General features: G+C 63.3%; 20 protein-coding genes. 2 read left to right on the top strand and 18 right to left on the bottom strand.

The annotated features are described in order from the left end of the window. Positions 1 to 2 precede the first annotated feature (2 nt). The 16 genes from LZ005_RS03395 to LZ005_RS03320 all read right to left on the bottom strand — a co-directional run bounded on the left by LZ005_RS03395 (position 3) and on the right by LZ005_RS03320 (position 12,873). Complete coding sequence (locus LZ005_RS03395; protein ID WP_237804670.1) at positions 3 to 389, bottom strand: DUF4845 domain-containing protein; 387 nt, start codon at positions 387 to 389, stop codon at positions 3 to 5. 14 nt (positions 390 to 403) lie between these two features. Beyond that, positions 404 to 1,318 carry a signal peptidase I gene (gene lepB, locus LZ005_RS03390; protein ID WP_237804668.1) on the bottom strand — a complete coding sequence of 305 codons (915 nt, stop codon included), beginning with the start codon at positions 1,316 to 1,318 and terminating at the stop codon, positions 404 to 406. Next, positions 1,315 to 3,108: a translation elongation factor 4 gene (lepA, locus tag LZ005_RS03385; RefSeq protein ID WP_237804666.1), complete on the bottom strand. Its 1,794-nt coding sequence runs from the start codon at positions 3,106 to 3,108 to the stop codon at positions 1,315 to 1,317. Before lepA ends, lepB begins: the two co-directional genes overlap by 4 nt. 86 nt (positions 3,109 to 3,194) lie before the next feature. Continuing rightward, positions 3,195 to 3,446, bottom strand: a complete 252-nt coding sequence (locus tag LZ005_RS03380; protein WP_237804664.1) for a glutaredoxin family protein — start codon at positions 3,444 to 3,446, stop codon at positions 3,195 to 3,197. A 3-nt stretch (positions 3,447 to 3,449) separates the two neighbouring features. Further along, positions 3,450 to 4,901, bottom strand: a complete 1,452-nt coding sequence (locus LZ005_RS03375) for a Do family serine endopeptidase (RefSeq protein ID WP_373889290.1) — start codon at positions 4,899 to 4,901, stop codon at positions 3,450 to 3,452. A gap of 87 nt (positions 4,902 to 4,988) precedes the next feature. After that, positions 4,989 to 5,306, bottom strand: coding sequence for a sigma-E factor negative regulatory protein (locus LZ005_RS03370; protein ID WP_237804662.1), 318 nt, complete (start codon positions 5,304 to 5,306; stop codon positions 4,989 to 4,991). 18 nt (positions 5,307 to 5,324) lie between these two features. Next, the gene (rpoE, locus tag LZ005_RS03365) at positions 5,325 to 5,927 is read right to left on the bottom strand and encodes an RNA polymerase sigma factor RpoE (protein WP_237804660.1); all 603 of its coding nucleotides are present in this window, start codon (positions 5,925 to 5,927) and stop codon (positions 5,325 to 5,327) included. 10 nt (positions 5,928 to 5,937) lie between these two features. Further along, positions 5,938 to 6,432 carry a protein YgfX gene (locus LZ005_RS03360; protein WP_237804658.1) on the bottom strand — a complete coding sequence of 165 codons (495 nt, stop codon included), beginning with the start codon at positions 6,430 to 6,432 and terminating at the stop codon, positions 5,938 to 5,940. A 120-nt stretch (positions 6,433 to 6,552) separates the two neighbouring features. Continuing rightward, complete coding sequence (gene fabF, locus LZ005_RS03355) at positions 6,553 to 7,800, bottom strand: beta-ketoacyl-ACP synthase II (RefSeq protein WP_237804656.1); 1,248 nt, start codon at positions 7,798 to 7,800, stop codon at positions 6,553 to 6,555. 27 nt (positions 7,801 to 7,827) lie between these two features. Further along, complete coding sequence (acpP, locus tag LZ005_RS03350; protein WP_237804654.1) at positions 7,828 to 8,067, bottom strand: acyl carrier protein; 240 nt, start codon at positions 8,065 to 8,067, stop codon at positions 7,828 to 7,830. 125 nt (positions 8,068 to 8,192) lie between these two features. Continuing rightward, positions 8,193 to 8,927, bottom strand: a complete 735-nt coding sequence (gene fabG, locus LZ005_RS03345; protein ID WP_237804652.1) for a 3-oxoacyl-ACP reductase FabG — start codon at positions 8,925 to 8,927, stop codon at positions 8,193 to 8,195. A gap of 20 nt (positions 8,928 to 8,947) precedes the next feature. Next, a complete protein-coding gene (gene fabD, locus LZ005_RS03340) occupies positions 8,948 to 9,886 on the bottom strand; it encodes an ACP S-malonyltransferase (RefSeq protein ID WP_237804650.1) in 939 nt (312 codons plus the stop codon). A 15-nt stretch (positions 9,887 to 9,901) separates the two neighbouring features. Continuing rightward, positions 9,902 to 10,888: a beta-ketoacyl-ACP synthase III gene (locus LZ005_RS03335; RefSeq protein ID WP_237804648.1), complete on the bottom strand. Its 987-nt coding sequence runs from the start codon at positions 10,886 to 10,888 to the stop codon at positions 9,902 to 9,904. 14 nt (positions 10,889 to 10,902) lie between these two features. Next, positions 10,903 to 11,961, bottom strand: a complete 1,059-nt coding sequence (gene plsX, locus LZ005_RS03330; RefSeq protein WP_237804646.1) for a phosphate acyltransferase PlsX — start codon at positions 11,959 to 11,961, stop codon at positions 10,903 to 10,905. Positions 11,962 to 12,067: 106 nt separating this feature from the next. After that, positions 12,068 to 12,250, bottom strand: a complete 183-nt coding sequence (gene rpmF, locus LZ005_RS03325) for a 50S ribosomal protein L32 (RefSeq protein WP_237804644.1) — start codon at positions 12,248 to 12,250, stop codon at positions 12,068 to 12,070. Positions 12,251 to 12,372: 122 nt separating this feature from the next. Next, positions 12,373 to 12,873, bottom strand: a complete 501-nt coding sequence (locus tag LZ005_RS03320) for a DUF177 domain-containing protein (RefSeq protein WP_237804642.1) — start codon at positions 12,871 to 12,873, stop codon at positions 12,373 to 12,375. A 69-nt stretch (positions 12,874 to 12,942) separates the two neighbouring features. On the opposite strand from LZ005_RS03320, the gene LZ005_RS03315 reads away from it, so the two are divergent. Then, on the top strand, positions 12,943 to 13,536 hold the full coding sequence (locus LZ005_RS03315; protein WP_307727763.1) for a Maf family nucleotide pyrophosphatase: 594 nt from the start codon (positions 12,943 to 12,945) through the stop codon (positions 13,534 to 13,536). 2 nt (positions 13,537 to 13,538) lie between these two features. Then, a complete protein-coding gene (locus tag LZ005_RS03310; RefSeq protein WP_237804640.1) occupies positions 13,539 to 14,273 on the top strand; it encodes an SAM-dependent methyltransferase in 735 nt (244 codons plus the stop codon). A 6-nt stretch (positions 14,274 to 14,279) separates the two neighbouring features. Here the strand turns inward: LZ005_RS03310 and LZ005_RS03305 are convergent, their stop codons facing one another. Both LZ005_RS03305 and LZ005_RS03300 read right to left on the bottom strand, forming a co-directional pair. Next, a complete protein-coding gene (locus LZ005_RS03305) occupies positions 14,280 to 15,554 on the bottom strand; it encodes an EAL and HDOD domain-containing protein (RefSeq protein WP_237804638.1) in 1,275 nt (424 codons plus the stop codon). 94 nt (positions 15,555 to 15,648) lie between these two features. Next, a complete protein-coding gene (locus LZ005_RS03300; RefSeq protein WP_237804636.1) occupies positions 15,649 to 16,656 on the bottom strand; it encodes a 23S rRNA (adenine(2030)-N(6))-methyltransferase RlmJ in 1,008 nt (335 codons plus the stop codon). Between the last annotated feature and the right edge of the window lie 21 nt (positions 16,657 to 16,677).

Below are 16,677 nucleotides of genomic sequence, written 5' to 3'. Positions count from 1 at the left end.
TCTTATTCCTGCTTGGCGGCGACCACGCCCGATTTTGCCGTCGTGCCTTCATAGGCGATGACCAGGCTCACGTTACCAAACAGGGCAATGCGTTTTTCGTAGCTGAACGAGATGTCGGTCTCGCCATTGTCCTTGGTGATCATCAGGTCCTTGCCCGTGATCGAACTGATGTTGTTGATATCGGCCTGCTTGTCGAAAGCCAGCTGCATATCGCGCACCGAGCCATTGGTATTCTTGGCCAGCACGATGGCATCCTTGATGCCGCGGTATTCGGCCACCGTGGGCAGCACTTTCATCGCCAGGATGGCCAGCAGGGCCAGACCGATGATGCCGAAAATCAGCCCGGAGAGGGAGATGCCGCGCTGCGACATGGTGTTCAGACGTTTCATTGCGCCTTGCCCTTTCAGTGAATACCGCCAATCCGCTTCGGATCGCCCAGGTTCATCCAGATGGCGACCGCCTTGCCCACGATGTTAGCGTCCGGCACGAAACCCCAGTAACGGCTGTCGAGGCTGTTATCGCGGTTATCGCCCATCATGAAGTAGTTACCTTCCGGAACGATACAGGTGAAGCCTTCCTCATTGTAGACGCAAGCCTGACGCTGAGGAAACTGTTGCACGCCATCCAAGTTAACCGTCGGTGCGCCCTCCGTCACGAGGATGCGGTGCGGCACCCCGTTCAGGTTTTCGGTGAGCTGCTTGTGATAGATCGGGCGCTCCTCGTCCAGGTAGTCATCCATGGGCGTGTAAGAAACCTCTTTATCATTCACCGTTAGGCGCTTGTTTTTGTACGTAATTTTATCACCAGGAACGCCAATCACGCGCTTGATGTAATCCTGGCTCATATCGTTCGGATATTTGAACACCATCACGTCGCCACGCTGGGGATTGTTAATTTCGATGATTTTCTTATTAACGATCGGCAGGCGGATGCCATAGGTGAACTTGTTCACGACGATCAGATCGCCGACGAGCAGGGTCGGCACCATCGACGAGGACGGGATCTTGAAGGGCTCGAACAGGAAGGAACGCAGCACGAACACGGCCGCGATCACGGGGAAGAAGGCGCCCGAGTATTCGATCCAGGTCGGCTGGCGCAGCAGCGCGGCTTCGATCGAGCTGCGGCTGCTGGTGTCGACCTTGATGCCATCGGCAACCAGCTTGGCATTGCGCGCGTCGAAGTCGGCCAGGGCGGCGTCGGCGGCGGCGCGGCGCTGCTTGGCCAGGTGGAAGGTGTCGATGCACCAGATGATGCCCGTCACGATCATCGCGACGAACAGGATCATGGGGAAATTGACTAACAGCGCTTGCAGGCTCATTTCTCTTCCACTTGGAGGATTGCCAGGAAGGCTTCTTGCGGAATCTCCACCGAGCCCACTTGTTTCATGCGTTTCTTACCGGCCTTCTGCTTCTCGAGCAGTTTTTTCTTCCGCGTGATGTCGCCGCCATAGCACTTGGCCAGCACGTTCTTGCGCATGGCCTTGACGTTTTCACGCGAGATGATGTTCGAGCCGATCGCAGCCTGAATGGCCACATCGAACATCTGGCGCGGAATCAGTTCGCGCATCTTGGCGGCCACGGCACGGCCGCGGTACGGCGCATTGGCACGGTGCACGATGATGGCCAGGGCGTCGACGCGGTCGCCGTTGATCAGCATGTCGACCTTGACCACGTCCGAGGCGCGGTATTCCTTGAACTCGTAGTCCATCGAGGCATAGCCGCGCGAGGTCGATTTCAGGCGGTCGAAGAAGTCGAGCACGATTTCGGCCATCGGCATGTCGTACACGAGCTTGACCTGGCGGCCGTGGTAGCTCATGTCCATCTGGATGCCGCGCTTGCCCGTACACAGGGTGATCACATTGCCGACGTATTCCTGCGGCATGTACAGATTGACGGTGACGATCGGCTCGCGCACTTCCTCGATCTTGGACGGTTCCGGCATCTTGGACGGGTTGTCCACATTGATGACCGTGCCATCGCGCATGACGACCTCGTAGATCACGGTCGGCGCCGTCGTGATCAGGTCCATGTCGAATTCGCGCTCGAGGCGCTCCTGCACGATTTCCATGTGCAGCAGGCCGAGGAAGCCGCAGCGGAAGCCGAAGCCCAGGGCCTGCGAGACTTCCGGTTCGTACATCAGGGCGGCGTCGTTGAGCTTGAGCTTGTCGAGCGAGTCGCGCAGCGCGTCGTACTGGTTGGCTTCGACGGGGAACAGGCCGGCGAACACCTGGGGCTGGACTTCCTTGAAGCCGGGCAGCGGCTTCTCGGCCGGGCGCGCCACATGGGTGATCGTGTCGCCCACCTTGGCGGCCGTCAGTTCCTTGATGCCCGCAATCACAAAGCCGACCTGGCCGGCCGACAGCTCGGGCAGCGAGACGGACTTCGGCGTGAAAATGCCGATGTTCTCCGTCAGGTGCTGGGAGTCGGTCGCCATCAGTAGAATCTTTTCCTTCGGACGCAAAGTGCCATTGACCACGCGCACCAGCATCACCACGCCCACATAGTTGTCGAACCAGGAGTCGATGATCAGGGCCTGCAGCGGGGCCTCCGGGTCGCCCTTGGGCGGCGGCACCTTGGCGATCAGGTCTTCGAGCACGTCTTCCACGCCGAGGCCGGTCTTGGCCGAGCAGCGCACGGCGTCACCGGCTTCGATGCCGATCACGTCCTCGATCTCGCCGATGGCGTTTTCCGGATTCGCGCTCGGCAGGTCGATCTTGTTCAGCACCGGAATCACTTCCACGCCGAGGTCGAGCGCCGTGTAGCAGTTGGCCACGGTCTGGGCTTCCACGCCCTGGGAGGCGTCGACCACCAGCAGCGCCCCTTCGCAGGCCGACAGCGAGCGGCTGACTTCGTACGAGAAGTCGACGTGGCCCGGGGTGTCGATCAGGTTCAGGTTGTAGACCTCGCCGTTGCGCGCCTTGTACTTGAGCGCCGCGGTCTGGGCCTTGATGGTGATGCCACGCTCACGCTCGAGGTCCATGGAGTCGAGCACCTGGGCTTCCATCTCGCGGTCGGACAGGCCGCCGCACAGCTGGATGATGCGATCGGCCAGGGTCGACTTGCCGTGGTCGATGTGAGCGATGATGGAGAAATTGCGGATGTTCTTCATTCAGGAATTCAATGCCGTGGAAGGCGACCGTGCGCGCCTTGGAAAACCCGGCATTTTACCGCATTCCAGAGTGAAAAGTCCGTTTTTCACGGCGCGGCCGTGGCCAAATAGGCGGCCACGGCCTGCTTGTCGAGGAAATAATGACAGAGTTCGGGCTGATCGAGCCGGCCAAACAGCACCGGCACCAGCTCGTCGAAGCGCGCCACCAGGGCCGGATCGGCGTCGACATCGATGACCTCGACCGTGAACTGGCCGGGTGCCGTCTGCATGGCCAGCAGGGCCGTCAGCATGTCCTCGCAGAGGTGGCAGTAGCTGCGCGAATACAGGGTGAAACGCATGGCTTACTGGCGCGGACGGATGCTGAGGAACTGGGTCTGGTCCTCGCGCCGCACGAGCACGGCCACACCCTTTTTCGGGTCCAGCTTGGCCACCAGGGCATTGAACTGGTGAGCATCCTTGATCTCGGTGTTGTTCAATTGCAAGATCACATCGCCCTCCTCGATGCCGGCGCGCGCGGCAGCGCCATCGGCGGCCTCGACCAGCACGCCGCCGCTGATGCCGAGTTCCTTGCGCTCGCCTTCGTTGAGGTCGCCGACCTGGAGGCCGAGCGCATTCGTGACCGGCTCGGCCTTGGCCTTGCCGGCGCGCTTGGCCTTGTCCTCGTCGGCCAGGGCGATCGCCACCTGCATCTCGCGGGTCGCGCCCTGGCGCCAGATCTGCAGCGCCGCCTTGCTGCCGATGGCAGCGCTGCCGACCAGACGCGGCAGGTCGGTGGTCTTTTCGATCACGTTGCCGTTGAACTTGAGGATGATGTCGCCGACGCGCAGGCCGGCCTTGTCGGCCGGACCGCCCTGCTCCACATTGGTCACTTCCACGCCTTTGAGCTTGCCCATGCCGAGGGCCTCGGCCACTTCCTTCGAGACTTCCCCGATCTGCACGCCGATGCGCCCGCGCGTGACTTTGCCGCTCTTTTTGATTTCCTCGGCCACACGCATGGCCTCGTCGATCGGCACGGCAAAGGAAATGCCGTTGTAGCCGCCCGAGATGGTGGCGATCTGCGAGGTAATGCCAATCACCTCGCCGCGCATATTGATCAGCGGGCCGCCCGAATTACCGGGATTGACAGCCACATCGCTCTGGATCAGGGGCAGATAGTCGCCGGTGTCGCGCATCTTGGCCGAAATGATGCCGGCCGTAACCGTGTTTTCGAGGTTGAACGGCGAGCCAATCGCAATCACCCACTCGCCCACGCGGATCTTGTTCGAATCGCCCTTGCTCAGATGCGGCAGGTCCTTGGCCTCGACCTTCAGCAGGGCGACGTCGGTGCGCTCGTCGGCGCCGAGCACCTTGGCCTTGAGTTCGCGGCGGTCGGTCAGGGTGACGATCACATCGTCGGCGCCGTCGACCACGTGGGCATTGGTCAGCACATAGCCGTCGGCCGAGATCAGAAAGCCCGAGCCCACACCGCGGTCGACTTCCTCGTCGGGCAGCGGCTGGGGCGTCTTTTTCTTCTGGTCCGGGGCCGGTTTCTGGCGCGACCCCGGCACGCCGAAATAGCGGCGCAGGAATTCCTGCATTTCCTCCTCGCTCGGCGCATTGTTGCGCTGAACCTTCTCGGTCGTGCGGATGTTCACCACGGCCGGACTGACCTTGTCGATCAGATCGGTGAAGTCAGGCAGGCCGCTGACCAGACTGGCGGCCGGTTCGGCCGCCTGGGCCGGCATCTGCGCCACGCAAGCGGCGCCGGCGATCAGGACCGCCGCAAGGGATTTGCTACCGAGGAGAAATTTCATTGTGGACGAGCAAAGTTACACAGGCGCGCGGCGCGCGCCCCGCCATGGTAAGCGAAACCGGAAGTGAAAGCGAGCCAGCCACCTGCGCTAGCTGGCCGCCGGGCCGGTGGCCGACAGCGGCGCCGCCGTGTCGGCCTCGGACGCAGGTGCGGCCGGCGCGCGGGCGGCCGGCTTGTGGGGCGGCGTTTCCTGATCGAGACGCGCGGCCAGGGCCGCCTCGAAGCCCGCGCTCAGCTCGGGCGCCGGGGCCGCGCGCAGCGCATCGCCGATGCGGTGATAGCTGCGCCAGGCGGCCGCGCCGACCTCGGTGCGCAGGGCCGCCAGGCCTAATTCGACATCCTCGTCCGGCAGTTCGCCGTCGCCGAGGGCAGATATGTGCTCGCGAATTTTTTTACTCGTGTCCATGTTTTCACTTCGCCAGAGCTAACGCCTCTTGTCAACCGGAACATCCAACAGCGGCCGCAGCTTTTCGGCGATGACCTCACGCGCCCGAAAAATGCGGCTGCGCACTGTCCCGATCGGACACGACATGATTTCCGATATCTCTTCGTAACTCAGTCCTTCTATCTCTCTCAGCACAATGGCCGTTTTTAATTCCAAAGGCAGCGAGTCCATCGCTGCATTCACTGTATAAGCGATCTGCTTGCTTGCAAGCAGAGATTCGGGGGTGTTGATGTCTCTCAGCTGGTCGGCGTCCTCAAAGCCCTCCGCTTGTTCATGATCAGCATCGCCCGCGCTCGGCGTGCGCCGTCCATTCGTCACCAGCACGTTTTTGGCCGTGTTGATGCCGATCCGGTACAGCCAGGTGTAGAAGGCCGACTCGCCGCGAAAATGCGCGAGCGCACGATACGCCTTGATAAAGGTCTCCTGCACCACGTCTTCCGCCTCGGCCGGGTCGTGCACGAGGCGCGACACCAGGCGCATCAGCCGGCGCTGGTACTTGGCGACCAATAAGTCGAAGGCCTGGCGGTCCCCACCCTGGACCCGCGCCACCAGCAAAGAATCACACTCGCGTTCCGTCGTCACTGCCACCATCCTATAGAGTTGGCTCATCGCAATAAGTTCCCGCCTTTTGCGTGGCGCATGCCAGACAGGCACGCGCGAGCACGCGAAAATCGGCGGGGGCCAGGCTGTCGCTCATCAGCGCGACGGCCAGGCGGCCGCCCTGCGCATTGCGCAAGGCCAGTAAAAGCAAGCCCGGCCACACCGTGGTGCCGGGCGCGAGACGCCAGATCTGCGCGGCGCCGTCCTGAGGTTGTACCGAAAGGCGCAGCGTGCCGGGTGCGATTAGCTCAATCTGGCGCGGCATGCACACGTGCGGCGTGCACACGCGCGGCGTGCCCACTGGCAAGACCGTGCCGACGAGCGCCATGGACGCGCCGAAGCAGGCCCCGCCCGCCAGCCAGGGCCAGCGCAAGGGGCCGAGCACGCCGAGCGCGCAGGCCAGACCCGCGCCCAGCAGCAACAGGGCGAAGGCGAGCACCAGCGCGCGTAACCGACGCGACGGGGCAACGACGGTCATCACCGTCATGAGGATGCACCTCAGGGATTGAGTATCGAGACGCCGGCACCATGCCGGGCTGCACGCGGCGGGCCACGCCGCCGCCATGCATCAGCGCCCTCTCCTAGGACAGGAGGGGGCGCTGAAAGTTCACACTTTTCCGAAGACCAGCGTGCCGTTCGTGCCGCCGAAGCCGAACGAGTTCTTCACCGCCACATCGATCTTCATCTCGCGCGCCGTGTTGGCGCAGAAGTCCAGGTCGCACTGCTCGTCCTGGTTGAACAGATTGATGGTCGGCGGCGAGACCTGGTGATGCACGGCCAGCACGGTGAACACGGATTCAAGGCCGCCGGCGCCGCCGAGCAGGTGGCCGGTCATCGACTTGGTCGAGTTGACCACCAGCTGCTTGGCATGCTCGCCAAACGTGCGCTTGATGCCCTGCACTTCGGCCACATCGCCGAGCGGGGTCGAGGTGCCATGGGCGTTCACGTACTGGACCTGGTCCGGATTCACGCCCGCATACTTCATGGCCGAAACCATGCAGCGGCTGGCGCCCGAACCATCTTCGAGCGGCGAAGTCATATGATAGGCGTCGGCGCTCATGCCGAAACCCAGCACTTCGGCGTAGATCTTGGCGCCGCGTGCCTTCGCATGTTCATATTCTTCGAGCACCATCACGCCGGCGCCTTCGCCCAGCACGAAACCGTCGCGGTCCTTGTCCCAGGGACGGGAGGCGGTAGCGGGGTCGTCGTTACGGGTCGACAGGGCACGGGCGGCGGCAAAGCCTCCGAGGCCCAGCGGCGAGACGGTCGATTCGGCGCCGCCGGCGATCATGACGTCGGCATCCCCGTATTCGATCAGGCGGGCGGCCGCGCCGATGCAGTGCAGGCCGGTGGTACAGGCCGTCACGATCGACAGGTTCGGGCCCTTCAGGCCGTACTTGATCGACAGGTTGCCCGAGATCATATTGATGATCGAGGCGGGAACGAAGAAAGGCGAAATACGGCGTGCACCGCGCGCGTTGTAGTCATCCTTGGTCGCTTCGATCAGCGGCAGGCCGCCGATACCGGAACCGATCATGACGCCGATGCGCTCGGCATTGGCCTCGGTGACTTCAATGCCGCAATCTTGCAGCGCCTGGATGCCGGCGGCCATGCCGAAATGGATAAAGGTATCCATATGGCGGGCTTCCTTACCGGGGATGTAATCCTCGATATTGAAGCCTTTCACCTCAGCCGCGAAATGCGTGGTGAAACCGGAGGCATCGAAATGGGTGATGGTGGCGACACCCGAAGTGCCTGCCAGCGCCGCCTTCCAGGTGTCGGCAACGGTGTTACCGATGGGAGACACCGCCCCCAGACCTGTGACAACGACGCGGCGAAGAGAGGTACGGCTCAAGCGATTCTCCCAGAGTCCTGCGAAGGCTTAGGCCTTGACGTGGGCCTGTGCGTACTCGATGGCTTGTTTGACGGTGGTGATCTTCTCAGCCTGGTCGTCCGGGATTTCCATCTCGAATTCGTCTTCGAGGGCCATCACCAGTTCCACGATGTCCAGGGAGTCAGCGCCGAGGTCGTCAACGAACGAGGATTCGGTTTTGATGTCTGCTTCTGCAACGCCCAGTTGCTCCGAAACGATTTTTTTGACGCGTTGTTCGATATCCGACATGTTAAGGCTCCATTGTGTGTGATTCGGAAAGTGCGCGCATTTTAGCAGGTTTGCGCGCCTTGTTACGATTTTCGGCATCTGCTTCCTACAGCGCCGAAGCTACTACGATTTCCCGCCTACGTCCCTCAATTCATGAACATGCCGCCGTTCACGTGCAGCGTGGTGCCGGTCACGTAGGCGGCCGTGGGGCCGGCCAGGAAGGCCACCGCATGGGCGATGTCTTCCGGTTGGCCGAGACGGCCCAAAGGAATTTGACCAAGCAGACCCGCATGCTGTTCCTCCGACAGGACCTTGGTCATGTCGGTATCGATGAAGCCCGGGGCCACGCAGTTGACCGTGATATTGCGGCTGCCGATCTCGCGCGCCAGCGCGCGCGTCATGCCGGCCACGCCGGCCTTGGCGGCAGCGTAATTCATCTGGCCCGGATTGCCGGCCGCGCCGACCACCGAGGTGATATTGATGATGCGGCCGTGACGCGCCTTCATCATGCCGCGCAGGACCAGACGCGCGAGGCGGCCGACGGCCGTCAGATTGGTGGCGATCACATCGTCCCACTCCTCGTCCTTCATGCGCATGGCCAGCTGGTCCTTGGTGATGCCGGCATTGTTGACCAGGATCGACAGGCTGCCGAAGGTCTTGCTGACTTCATCGACGACCGCCGCGCACTGCTCGGCATTGGTGACGTTCAGCACCATGCCCTTGCCGTGCTCGCCCAGATAGGCGCTGATGGCCTCGGCCCCGGCTTCGGTGGTGGCGGTGCCGACCACTTTGGCGCCCTGGCGCACCAGTTCCAGCGCGATCGCCTTGCCGATGCCGCGCGAGGCGCCGGTCACCAGCGCCACTTGATTCGTGAGGTTCATGCGAACTCCTTCTTGTTGTCTTAGAGCGTGCCGAGCACGCGTTCGAGCGAAGCCTGGTCGACCAGGGCTTCACCGGCGAGGTTGCCGTCAATGCGTTTGGCCATGCCGATCAGCACCTTGCTGGGCGCACATTCGATCACCTGGCTGACGCCCTCGGCGGCCATCTTCTGCATGGTTTCGACCCAGCGCACGGCGCCGGCGGCCTGGCGCACCAGGGCATCCTGGATGGCGGCCGGATCGCGCACGATGGCGACATCGACGTTGTTGATGACATCGATCTGGGCCGGCGCGAAGGCGATCCCGGCCATGTACTCGCGCAGACGGTCCGAGGCCGGCTTGAGCAGCGAGGAATGGAAAGGCGCCGACACGGCCAGCTTCATCGCGCGCTTGGCGCCCTTGGCCTTGGCAATCTCGCAGGCTTTCTCGAGGGCGCCGTTGTGGCCGGCGATAACGATCTGGGTCGGCTCATTGAAGTTGACCGGTTCGATCACTTCGCCCGGCACCGCCGCGGCCGCTTCGGCGCAGACGGCACGCACGGCCTCGGCGTCCAGACCGAGCACGACGGCCATGCCGCCCTGCCCGACCGGCACCGCTTCCTGCATGGCCTGGGCGCGGAAGCGCACCAGCGGCACCGCGTCGCGGAAGGCGATCACACCAGCGGCCACCAGGGCCGAATATTCACCCAGGCTGTGGCCGGCCACCAGCTGCGGGGCCTTGCCGCCGGCCGCGATCCAGGCGCGGTACACGGCCACGGCCGCGGTCAGCATGACGGGCTGGGTATTGGTGGTCAGGTCCAGGGCTTCCTTCGGGCCCTCGGCGATCAGCTTGCCCAGGTCGAGGCCGAGGGCGTCCGAGGCTTCGGCCACGGTGTCGGCCACGACCGGATTGCCGGCAAAGCCATTGAGCATGCCGATGGCCTGCGAACCCTGGCCCGGGAATACGAATGCGAATTTGCTCATGTTGTTTCCTTCTTCTTACATCTGGACCAGGACGGCGCCCCAGGTGAAGCCGCCGCCCACGCCTTCCATCATGACCTTCTGGGCCGGCTGCACGCGCCCATCGCGCACGGCGGCGTCGAGGGCGAGCGGAATCGAGGCGGCCGAGGTGTTGCCGTGCTCATCCACGGTGACGACCATGCGCGCCTCGGGCAGGCCGAGCTTCTTGGCCGTGCCCTTCATGATGCGGATATTGGCCTGGTGCGGAATCAGCCAGTCGATGTCTTCCTTCTGCAGACCGGCCTGTTCGAGGGCCTCGTTGGCGACCTGCTCGAGCACCGACACGGCCAGCTTGAACACGGCCGGACCGTCCATGTACAGATAGCTGGAGCCGGCGATGGCGCCATTGTTCAGGTGACCGGGCACGCACAGGATGTCGCCATGGCGGCCGTCGGCGTGCAGCTTGCTGGCCAGGATGCCCGGCGTGTCGGACGCGCCGAGCACGATGGCGCCGGCGCCGTCGCCGAACAATACGCAGGTGGTGCGGTCGTTAAAGTCGAGAATGCGCGAGAACACTTCGGCGCCGATCACCAGCACTTTCTTATGCTGGCCCGAACGGATGAAGGCATCGGCCACGCTCAGCGCATACACGAAGCCCGAGCATACCGCCGAGACGTCGAAAGCGGCGCTCTGGTTGTGCATGCCCAGCTTGCGCTGGACCACACAGGCCGTGCTGGGGAAATTGCCGTAGTGGTCGGGCGTCGACGTGGCCACGATCACCATGTCGATATCGGTCGGCGCCAGGCCGGCCGCCTCGAGCGCGCGGCGCGCCGCTTCCACGCCCAGGTCGGACGACTGCTGTTCGGGCGCCGCGTAGTGGCGCGCCGAGATGCCGCTGCGCGTCACGATCCACTCGTCCGAGGTCTCGATGCCCTTGGCCGCCAGTTGTTCGGCCAGGTCCTGGTTGGTGACGCGTTGGGCGGGGAGATAACTGCCGGTACCAATAATTTTGCTGTACAAAGTCATCCCGTGAATTCTCTTCAGTTGGGCATGCCCGTCGGCGCCGGGTCGGCATCGCGCGGCATGAGCTCGGTGATCTTGGCGGCCAAGGTGCCGAGCAGATTGTGATTGGCCCCCTCGAAGGCGCGCCGGATCGCCCATTCGAAGGCATAGGCATCGGCGCCGCCATGGCTCTTGACGACCAGGCCGCGCAGACCGAGCAGGCTGGCGCCGTTGTAGCGCGAGGGATTCAGGCGTTTCGAAATGGCATTCAGCGCGCCCTTGGCGATCAGGGCGCCGAGCATGGTCAGCGGATTGCGCTTGAATTCCGTGGTCATCACTTCCTTGATGAAGCGGGCCAGGCCTTCGATCGCCTTCAGCGTGACATTGCCGACAAAACCGTCGCAGACGACGATGTCGGTCGTGCCTTTGAAAATATCATTGCCTTCCACATTGCCGTAGAAGTTCAGGGCGCCACGTTCGTGGTCGGCCTGCAGCAGGCGTGCCGTGGCCTTGACCACCTCATTGCCCTTGATGTCCTCGGTCCCCACATTCAGCAGGCCGATGCTCGGCCGTTCAATGCCTTCGAGCGCCGTCACCAGCACCGAGGCCATGATGGCGAACTGGTGCAGGTGGTGCGGCTCGCAGTCGACGTTCGCGCCCAGATCGAGCGTATAGGTCGGGCCGTCCTTGCGGTTGGGGAGGATCGAGCAGATGGCGGGGCGGTCGACGCCGGCCATGGTTTTCAGCACGTAGCGCGAGACGGCCATCAGGGCGCCGGTGTTGCCGGCCGAAACACAGGCCTGGGCTTCGCCGTCGCGCACCAGTTCAATGGCTTTACGCATCGACGACCCTTTCTTGCGGCGCAGCGCCACCTCGATCGGGTCGTCCATTTCCACAACCTCATCCGTATGCAGGATCTGCAGGCGCGGGTCCTGCTCGGCGTGGTGTTTCTTGAGCTCCGCGCGGATCGCTTCTTCCTTGCCGACCAGGATCAGCCGGGCCGTTTGTTCGAGTTTTAGGAAAGAAAGGGATGCGGGAATCGTCACTGCCGGGCCGTGGTCTCCGCCCATGCAGTCGATGGAAATTGTAATTGTCATGTGTCCGCTGGTGAACCGCCGTGCAGCCGGCGATGCTCACAAAGAAAAAGCGGCGCTACGCAGATACGTTGCACCGCCTTGTCTTGCCTCAGTACAGAGACGTCGATTACTCGTCGTTCTTGGTCTTGAGGACCTTGCGACCACGATAGAAGCCGTTCGGGCTGATGTGGTGACGCAGATGGGTTTCGCCCGTGGTCGGCTCGATGGCCACGTTCGGGGCGGTGAGGAAGTCGTGCGAGCGGTGCATGCCGCGCTTCGACGGGGATTTCTTGTTCTGTTGAACAGCCATGATGACTCCTAATGCTTAAGTTCTAAAATTCTAACACAGTCGACTAGCAAATACATGCGCGTTTTTACCACTCGACTACATGAGACTTCTCTTACGTGATGACCACGTCCTTTACGTACTGCCTATTCTTTGGATTGCAGGGCCTTCAAGCCGGCAAAGGGCGAGGCCTTATCACGATTCACGCTGTCCAGCAGCGCAGTGTCCGGACAGACATCGTGTTTCGGCGCCTGCGGCAGGGCCAGCAGGGCTTCATCTTCAATCAGATCGCGGATGTCGCACTGGCGGCTGCCCACGATCACATCGACGCTCTCGTCGTCGATGATTTCTTCAATCTGGTCGGCATCGGCATCGTCCTTCCCCAGCATCAGCAGCGTGCTGGAGTCGATCTCGAAGGCCATCGGGGCCATGCAGCGCTGACATTGCAGGCGCACCGTCCCTTTCACCGACAACAGAATCTGCGGAAAACCCTGCGCCGAGGTGCTCCCCACCAGCGACCAGGCGATCTCGCCCGCGGTATCCACACATTCCTTGCTCAACCGGGTCATGTCGGCGAGCGGCGTCAGCCCCTCGCGCCGGCCATTGTTTCGACAAAACTCGAAGGCGTCGATGACAAAAGCACTCATTTTCAGAAAACTTCCCCGGAAAACCTGCGATAATAACAGGCTTTCTTCTGCCGAGTCAAAGACTTTCTGATGCCTGCCCTGCCCCGCCTGATCCTGGCCTCGAGTTCGGCCTACCGCCGCGAACTTCTGAGCCGCCTGCGCCTGCCCTTCGAAGTCATGCTGCCCGAGGTCGACGAAACCCCGCTGCCCGACGAGGCCCCGGAGGCCACCGCCCTGCGCCTGGCCGAGGCCAAGGCGCGCGCGGTCGGCGCACGCGCGCCGCGCGCGCTGGTGATCGGGTCCGACCAGGTCGCCACGCTCGACGGCATCCAGATCGGCAAGCCGGGCGACCATGCGCGCGCCCTGGCCCAGCTGCAAATGATGCGCGGCCGGCGCGTCACCTTCCACACCGCCCTGTGCCTGTGGGACGGCTGCAGCGGCACCCTGCAGCGCGAGAACGTGCAGACCTTTGTGACCGTGCGCGACCTGCCCGACGCCGAACTCGACGCCTACCTGCGCCTCGAGCAGCCCTACGACTGCGCCGGCAGCGCCAAGAACGAAGGCCTTGGCATCGCCATTCTGTCCGCCATCGACACCAGCGACCCGACCGCCCTGACCGGCCTGCCGCTGATCGCCCTGACCAGCATGCTGCGCCGCGCCGGCATGCCCTTCTTTAGCGCCTGACCATGACCGGAACCCTGTATCTGATCCCGAACACCCTCGGCGCCACCGAGGACCTCGACAGCGTGCTGCCGCCGCTGGTGCTGGCCCAGACCGCCAGCCTCTCGCATTTCATTGTCGAAAATGCCAAATCGGCGCGCGCCTTCCTGAAGCTGGTCGGCGCCAAGCAGCCGCTGGCGCGCCCGCTGCAGGAGATCCAGATGGGCGAGCTGAACGTGAACACCCCGCCGGCCGCCCTCGCCGCCCTGCTGGCCCCGCTGCTGGCCGGCCACGACGCCGGCCTGCTGTCCGAGGCCGGGGTGCCGGCCGTGGCCGATCCCGGCGCCGACCTGGTGCGCCTGGCCCACCAGCATGGCATTCCGGTGCGCCCGCTGGTCGGCCCCTCCTCGCTGCTGCTGGCCCTGATGGCCTCGGGCCTGAACGGCCAGAGCTTCGCCTTCCACGGCTATCTGCCGACCGATGCCGCCCTGCGCGCCAAGCGCATCAAGGAACTCGAACAGCGCTCGCGCGCCGAAAAGCAGACCCAGCTCTTCATCGAGACGCCCTACCGCAATGGCGCCATGCTCGAGGCCCTGGCCAGCCACTGCCAGGGCAGCACCCTGCTGTGCGTGGCCACCGACATCAGCCTGCCGAGCGAGACCATCCGCACCCAGAGCGCGGCGCGCTGGAAGGCCGATCTGGCCCAAAATAAAACGCCCGACTTCCACAAGAAGCCGAGCGTCTTTTTGCTGCTGGCCTGAAGCGGCTTACTGCACTTCCTGCGACAGCTCGGTGACCCAGTTGAAGGCCGCCAGCTGGATGTCGCGCACCTGCACCGGCGACAGGCCGAGGCGGTCCATGACATCCTTCAGCTGCGGGCTCTTGTGGGTGCCTTCGAGCAGTTCGATCAGGGTCAGCATGTCGCCCAGCTGACCGCCGCGGCTGACCAGGGCTTCGCGCACCTCGTCGGTGACGGCGACGGTATTCAAAATGTCGGGCATGCTCATCGAGAACAGCGTGTCCATCAGCGACATGATGCCCACCGTGAAGGCAGTCTCGGCCTGCTGCTTCTTGCCCGTCACTTCGAGCACGATCAGTTCCAGCAGCTTGCCACGGGTGGTGGCCAGCTGCAGCAGCGGCGAGGTGAACTCGACATTGCCGCCCGGCTGGGCGTACAGCAGAATCTGCAGCCAGCGCTGCAGCTGCTTGCGGCCCAACACCATCAGGGCCTGGGCGACCGAATCGATCTTGCGGCTGACCCCGGCGGCCGGCGTATTCACCAGACGCAGCAGGTTCATGCTGATCAGCGGGTCGCGCTTGACCGCCAGTTCGATGTCCTTGGTGTCGGCGTCCGAATTGATCAGATCGAGCAGGCCCATGATGGCCATCTGCGAGGGCGCAATCTTCTTCCCGGTCAGCACAACCGGACGGGCGAAGTAATAGCCCTGGAAATAGTCGAAACCGAGCGCCTTGCAGGTTTCGAAGTCCTTGCGCGTCTCGACCTTCTCGGCCAGCAGCTTCTTGCCCGAGCCCTTGAACACGCGCGCCAGGGCCGTCAGCTGGGCTTCGTTGACGCCCATCAGGTCGACCTTGATCACATCGACCAGGGGCAGCAGCTTCTTCACGTCCTCGGAGGCGCTGATCACATCGTCGAGCGCGAACACGAAGCCGAGCTCCTTCAGCTCGCGGACGCGGGCGATGACCTCGTCGGTCGCCTTGACCGTCTCGAGGATTTCCAGAATGACCTTCTCATGATCGAGGAAGCGGATGAAGTCGCTTTGCAGCACCACCGCATCGACATTCACGAAGGCACGGTTTTGACCGACCACATGATCCATGCCGAGCTGGGCGGCATGGGAAATCACGGAGGCGGTCGCGGTGGCATCATCGGTCACGCCCGAGGTGCTGACATTCGCACTACGGAACAGCAACTCGAAGGCCACCAGCATCTGGTCGCGGCCCAGGATCGGCTGGCGCGCCAAAAAGAAGTCGTCAGACAGTTTTTCCGGTTCCGCGGTAGCAGCCGGTGCCCCATTCGACATGTAAAACCCCCTAAGTACCTAGCATCGTTGTGTATTTTTGGACGTTTTAGGTCCGTAATAACGAAACTATACTACCGAAAAGTACTCAACAATTTCATTTGGGTACTATTTTTTTTGCACGCGTGGCAAAGCCTGTTGACTTATGAGAATTGACAGGACGCCCAGCTTGTGCTCGCTGACCGGGGCGTGCGGCCCCGGGCGCCATGCGCGTGGCCGGCAGCGGCGTGCCGCTTTCGAGCACGAAACCGGCGCCCGCATCGCGTCCCAGCACCTGGACCAGATAAGGCAGCACTTCCTTCAGCAGGGGTTGCAAGGTATAGGGCGGATTCAGAATGAACATGCCGCTGTTGTGCAGGCCGATACCATCCGGCATCGGGCCGGAGATGGCCAGGCTGACGTTCAGCCATTCCTTGCACGGCAGGGTCTTCAGGCGGTCGGCGAAATGGCGCGCCTCGACCCGCTGCAGCACCGGGTACCAGACCGCATACGTGCCGGTCGAAAAACGCCCGAGCGCATCCTGCAAGGTGGTCAACACGCGTTTGTAATCGTCTTTTACTTCATACGGCGGATCGATCAGCACCAGACCGCGGCGCGAGGGCGGCGGCAGCTGCGCCTTCAAACCGAGAAAGCCGTCACCGTGCTCGATCAGCACACGCTTGCCGCGCGCCGGGCGCTGGCCCTGCTCGGCCGCATGCTTGTCGAGCTGACGGAAGTTATCGCCCAGCAGTTTGACGTCGGCCGGATGCAGCTCGAACAGGCGCAGGCGGTCCTGCTCGCGCGCGCAGCGCTCGGCCACATAGGGCGAGCCCGGATAGTAGCGCAGCTTGCCGCTGGGATTGAGCGCACGCACGAGGTCGACGTATTCGGCCAGGGCCGGCGGCAAATCGCTGCGCCCCCACAGGCGCGCGATGCCGGTCTCGGCCTCCGCCGTCTTGCTGGCGTCGCGCCCGTCCAGCGCGTACAGGCCAGCGCCGGAATGGGTATCGACATAGGTGTAGGCCACGTCCTTCTGGTTCAGATAGTGATGCAGCTGCATCTGCACAAAGTGCTTGAGGACGTCGGCGTGATTGCCCGCGTGGAAGGCGTGGCGATAAGAAAGCATACGGGTTCCGGTTTCTAGGAT

The organism is Massilia sp. TS11, from assembly GCF_022012445.1.
Classification (GTDB): Bacteria; Pseudomonadota; Gammaproteobacteria; order Burkholderiales; family Burkholderiaceae_D; genus Telluria.
This window is presented reverse-complemented; position numbering and strand designations above follow the sequence as displayed.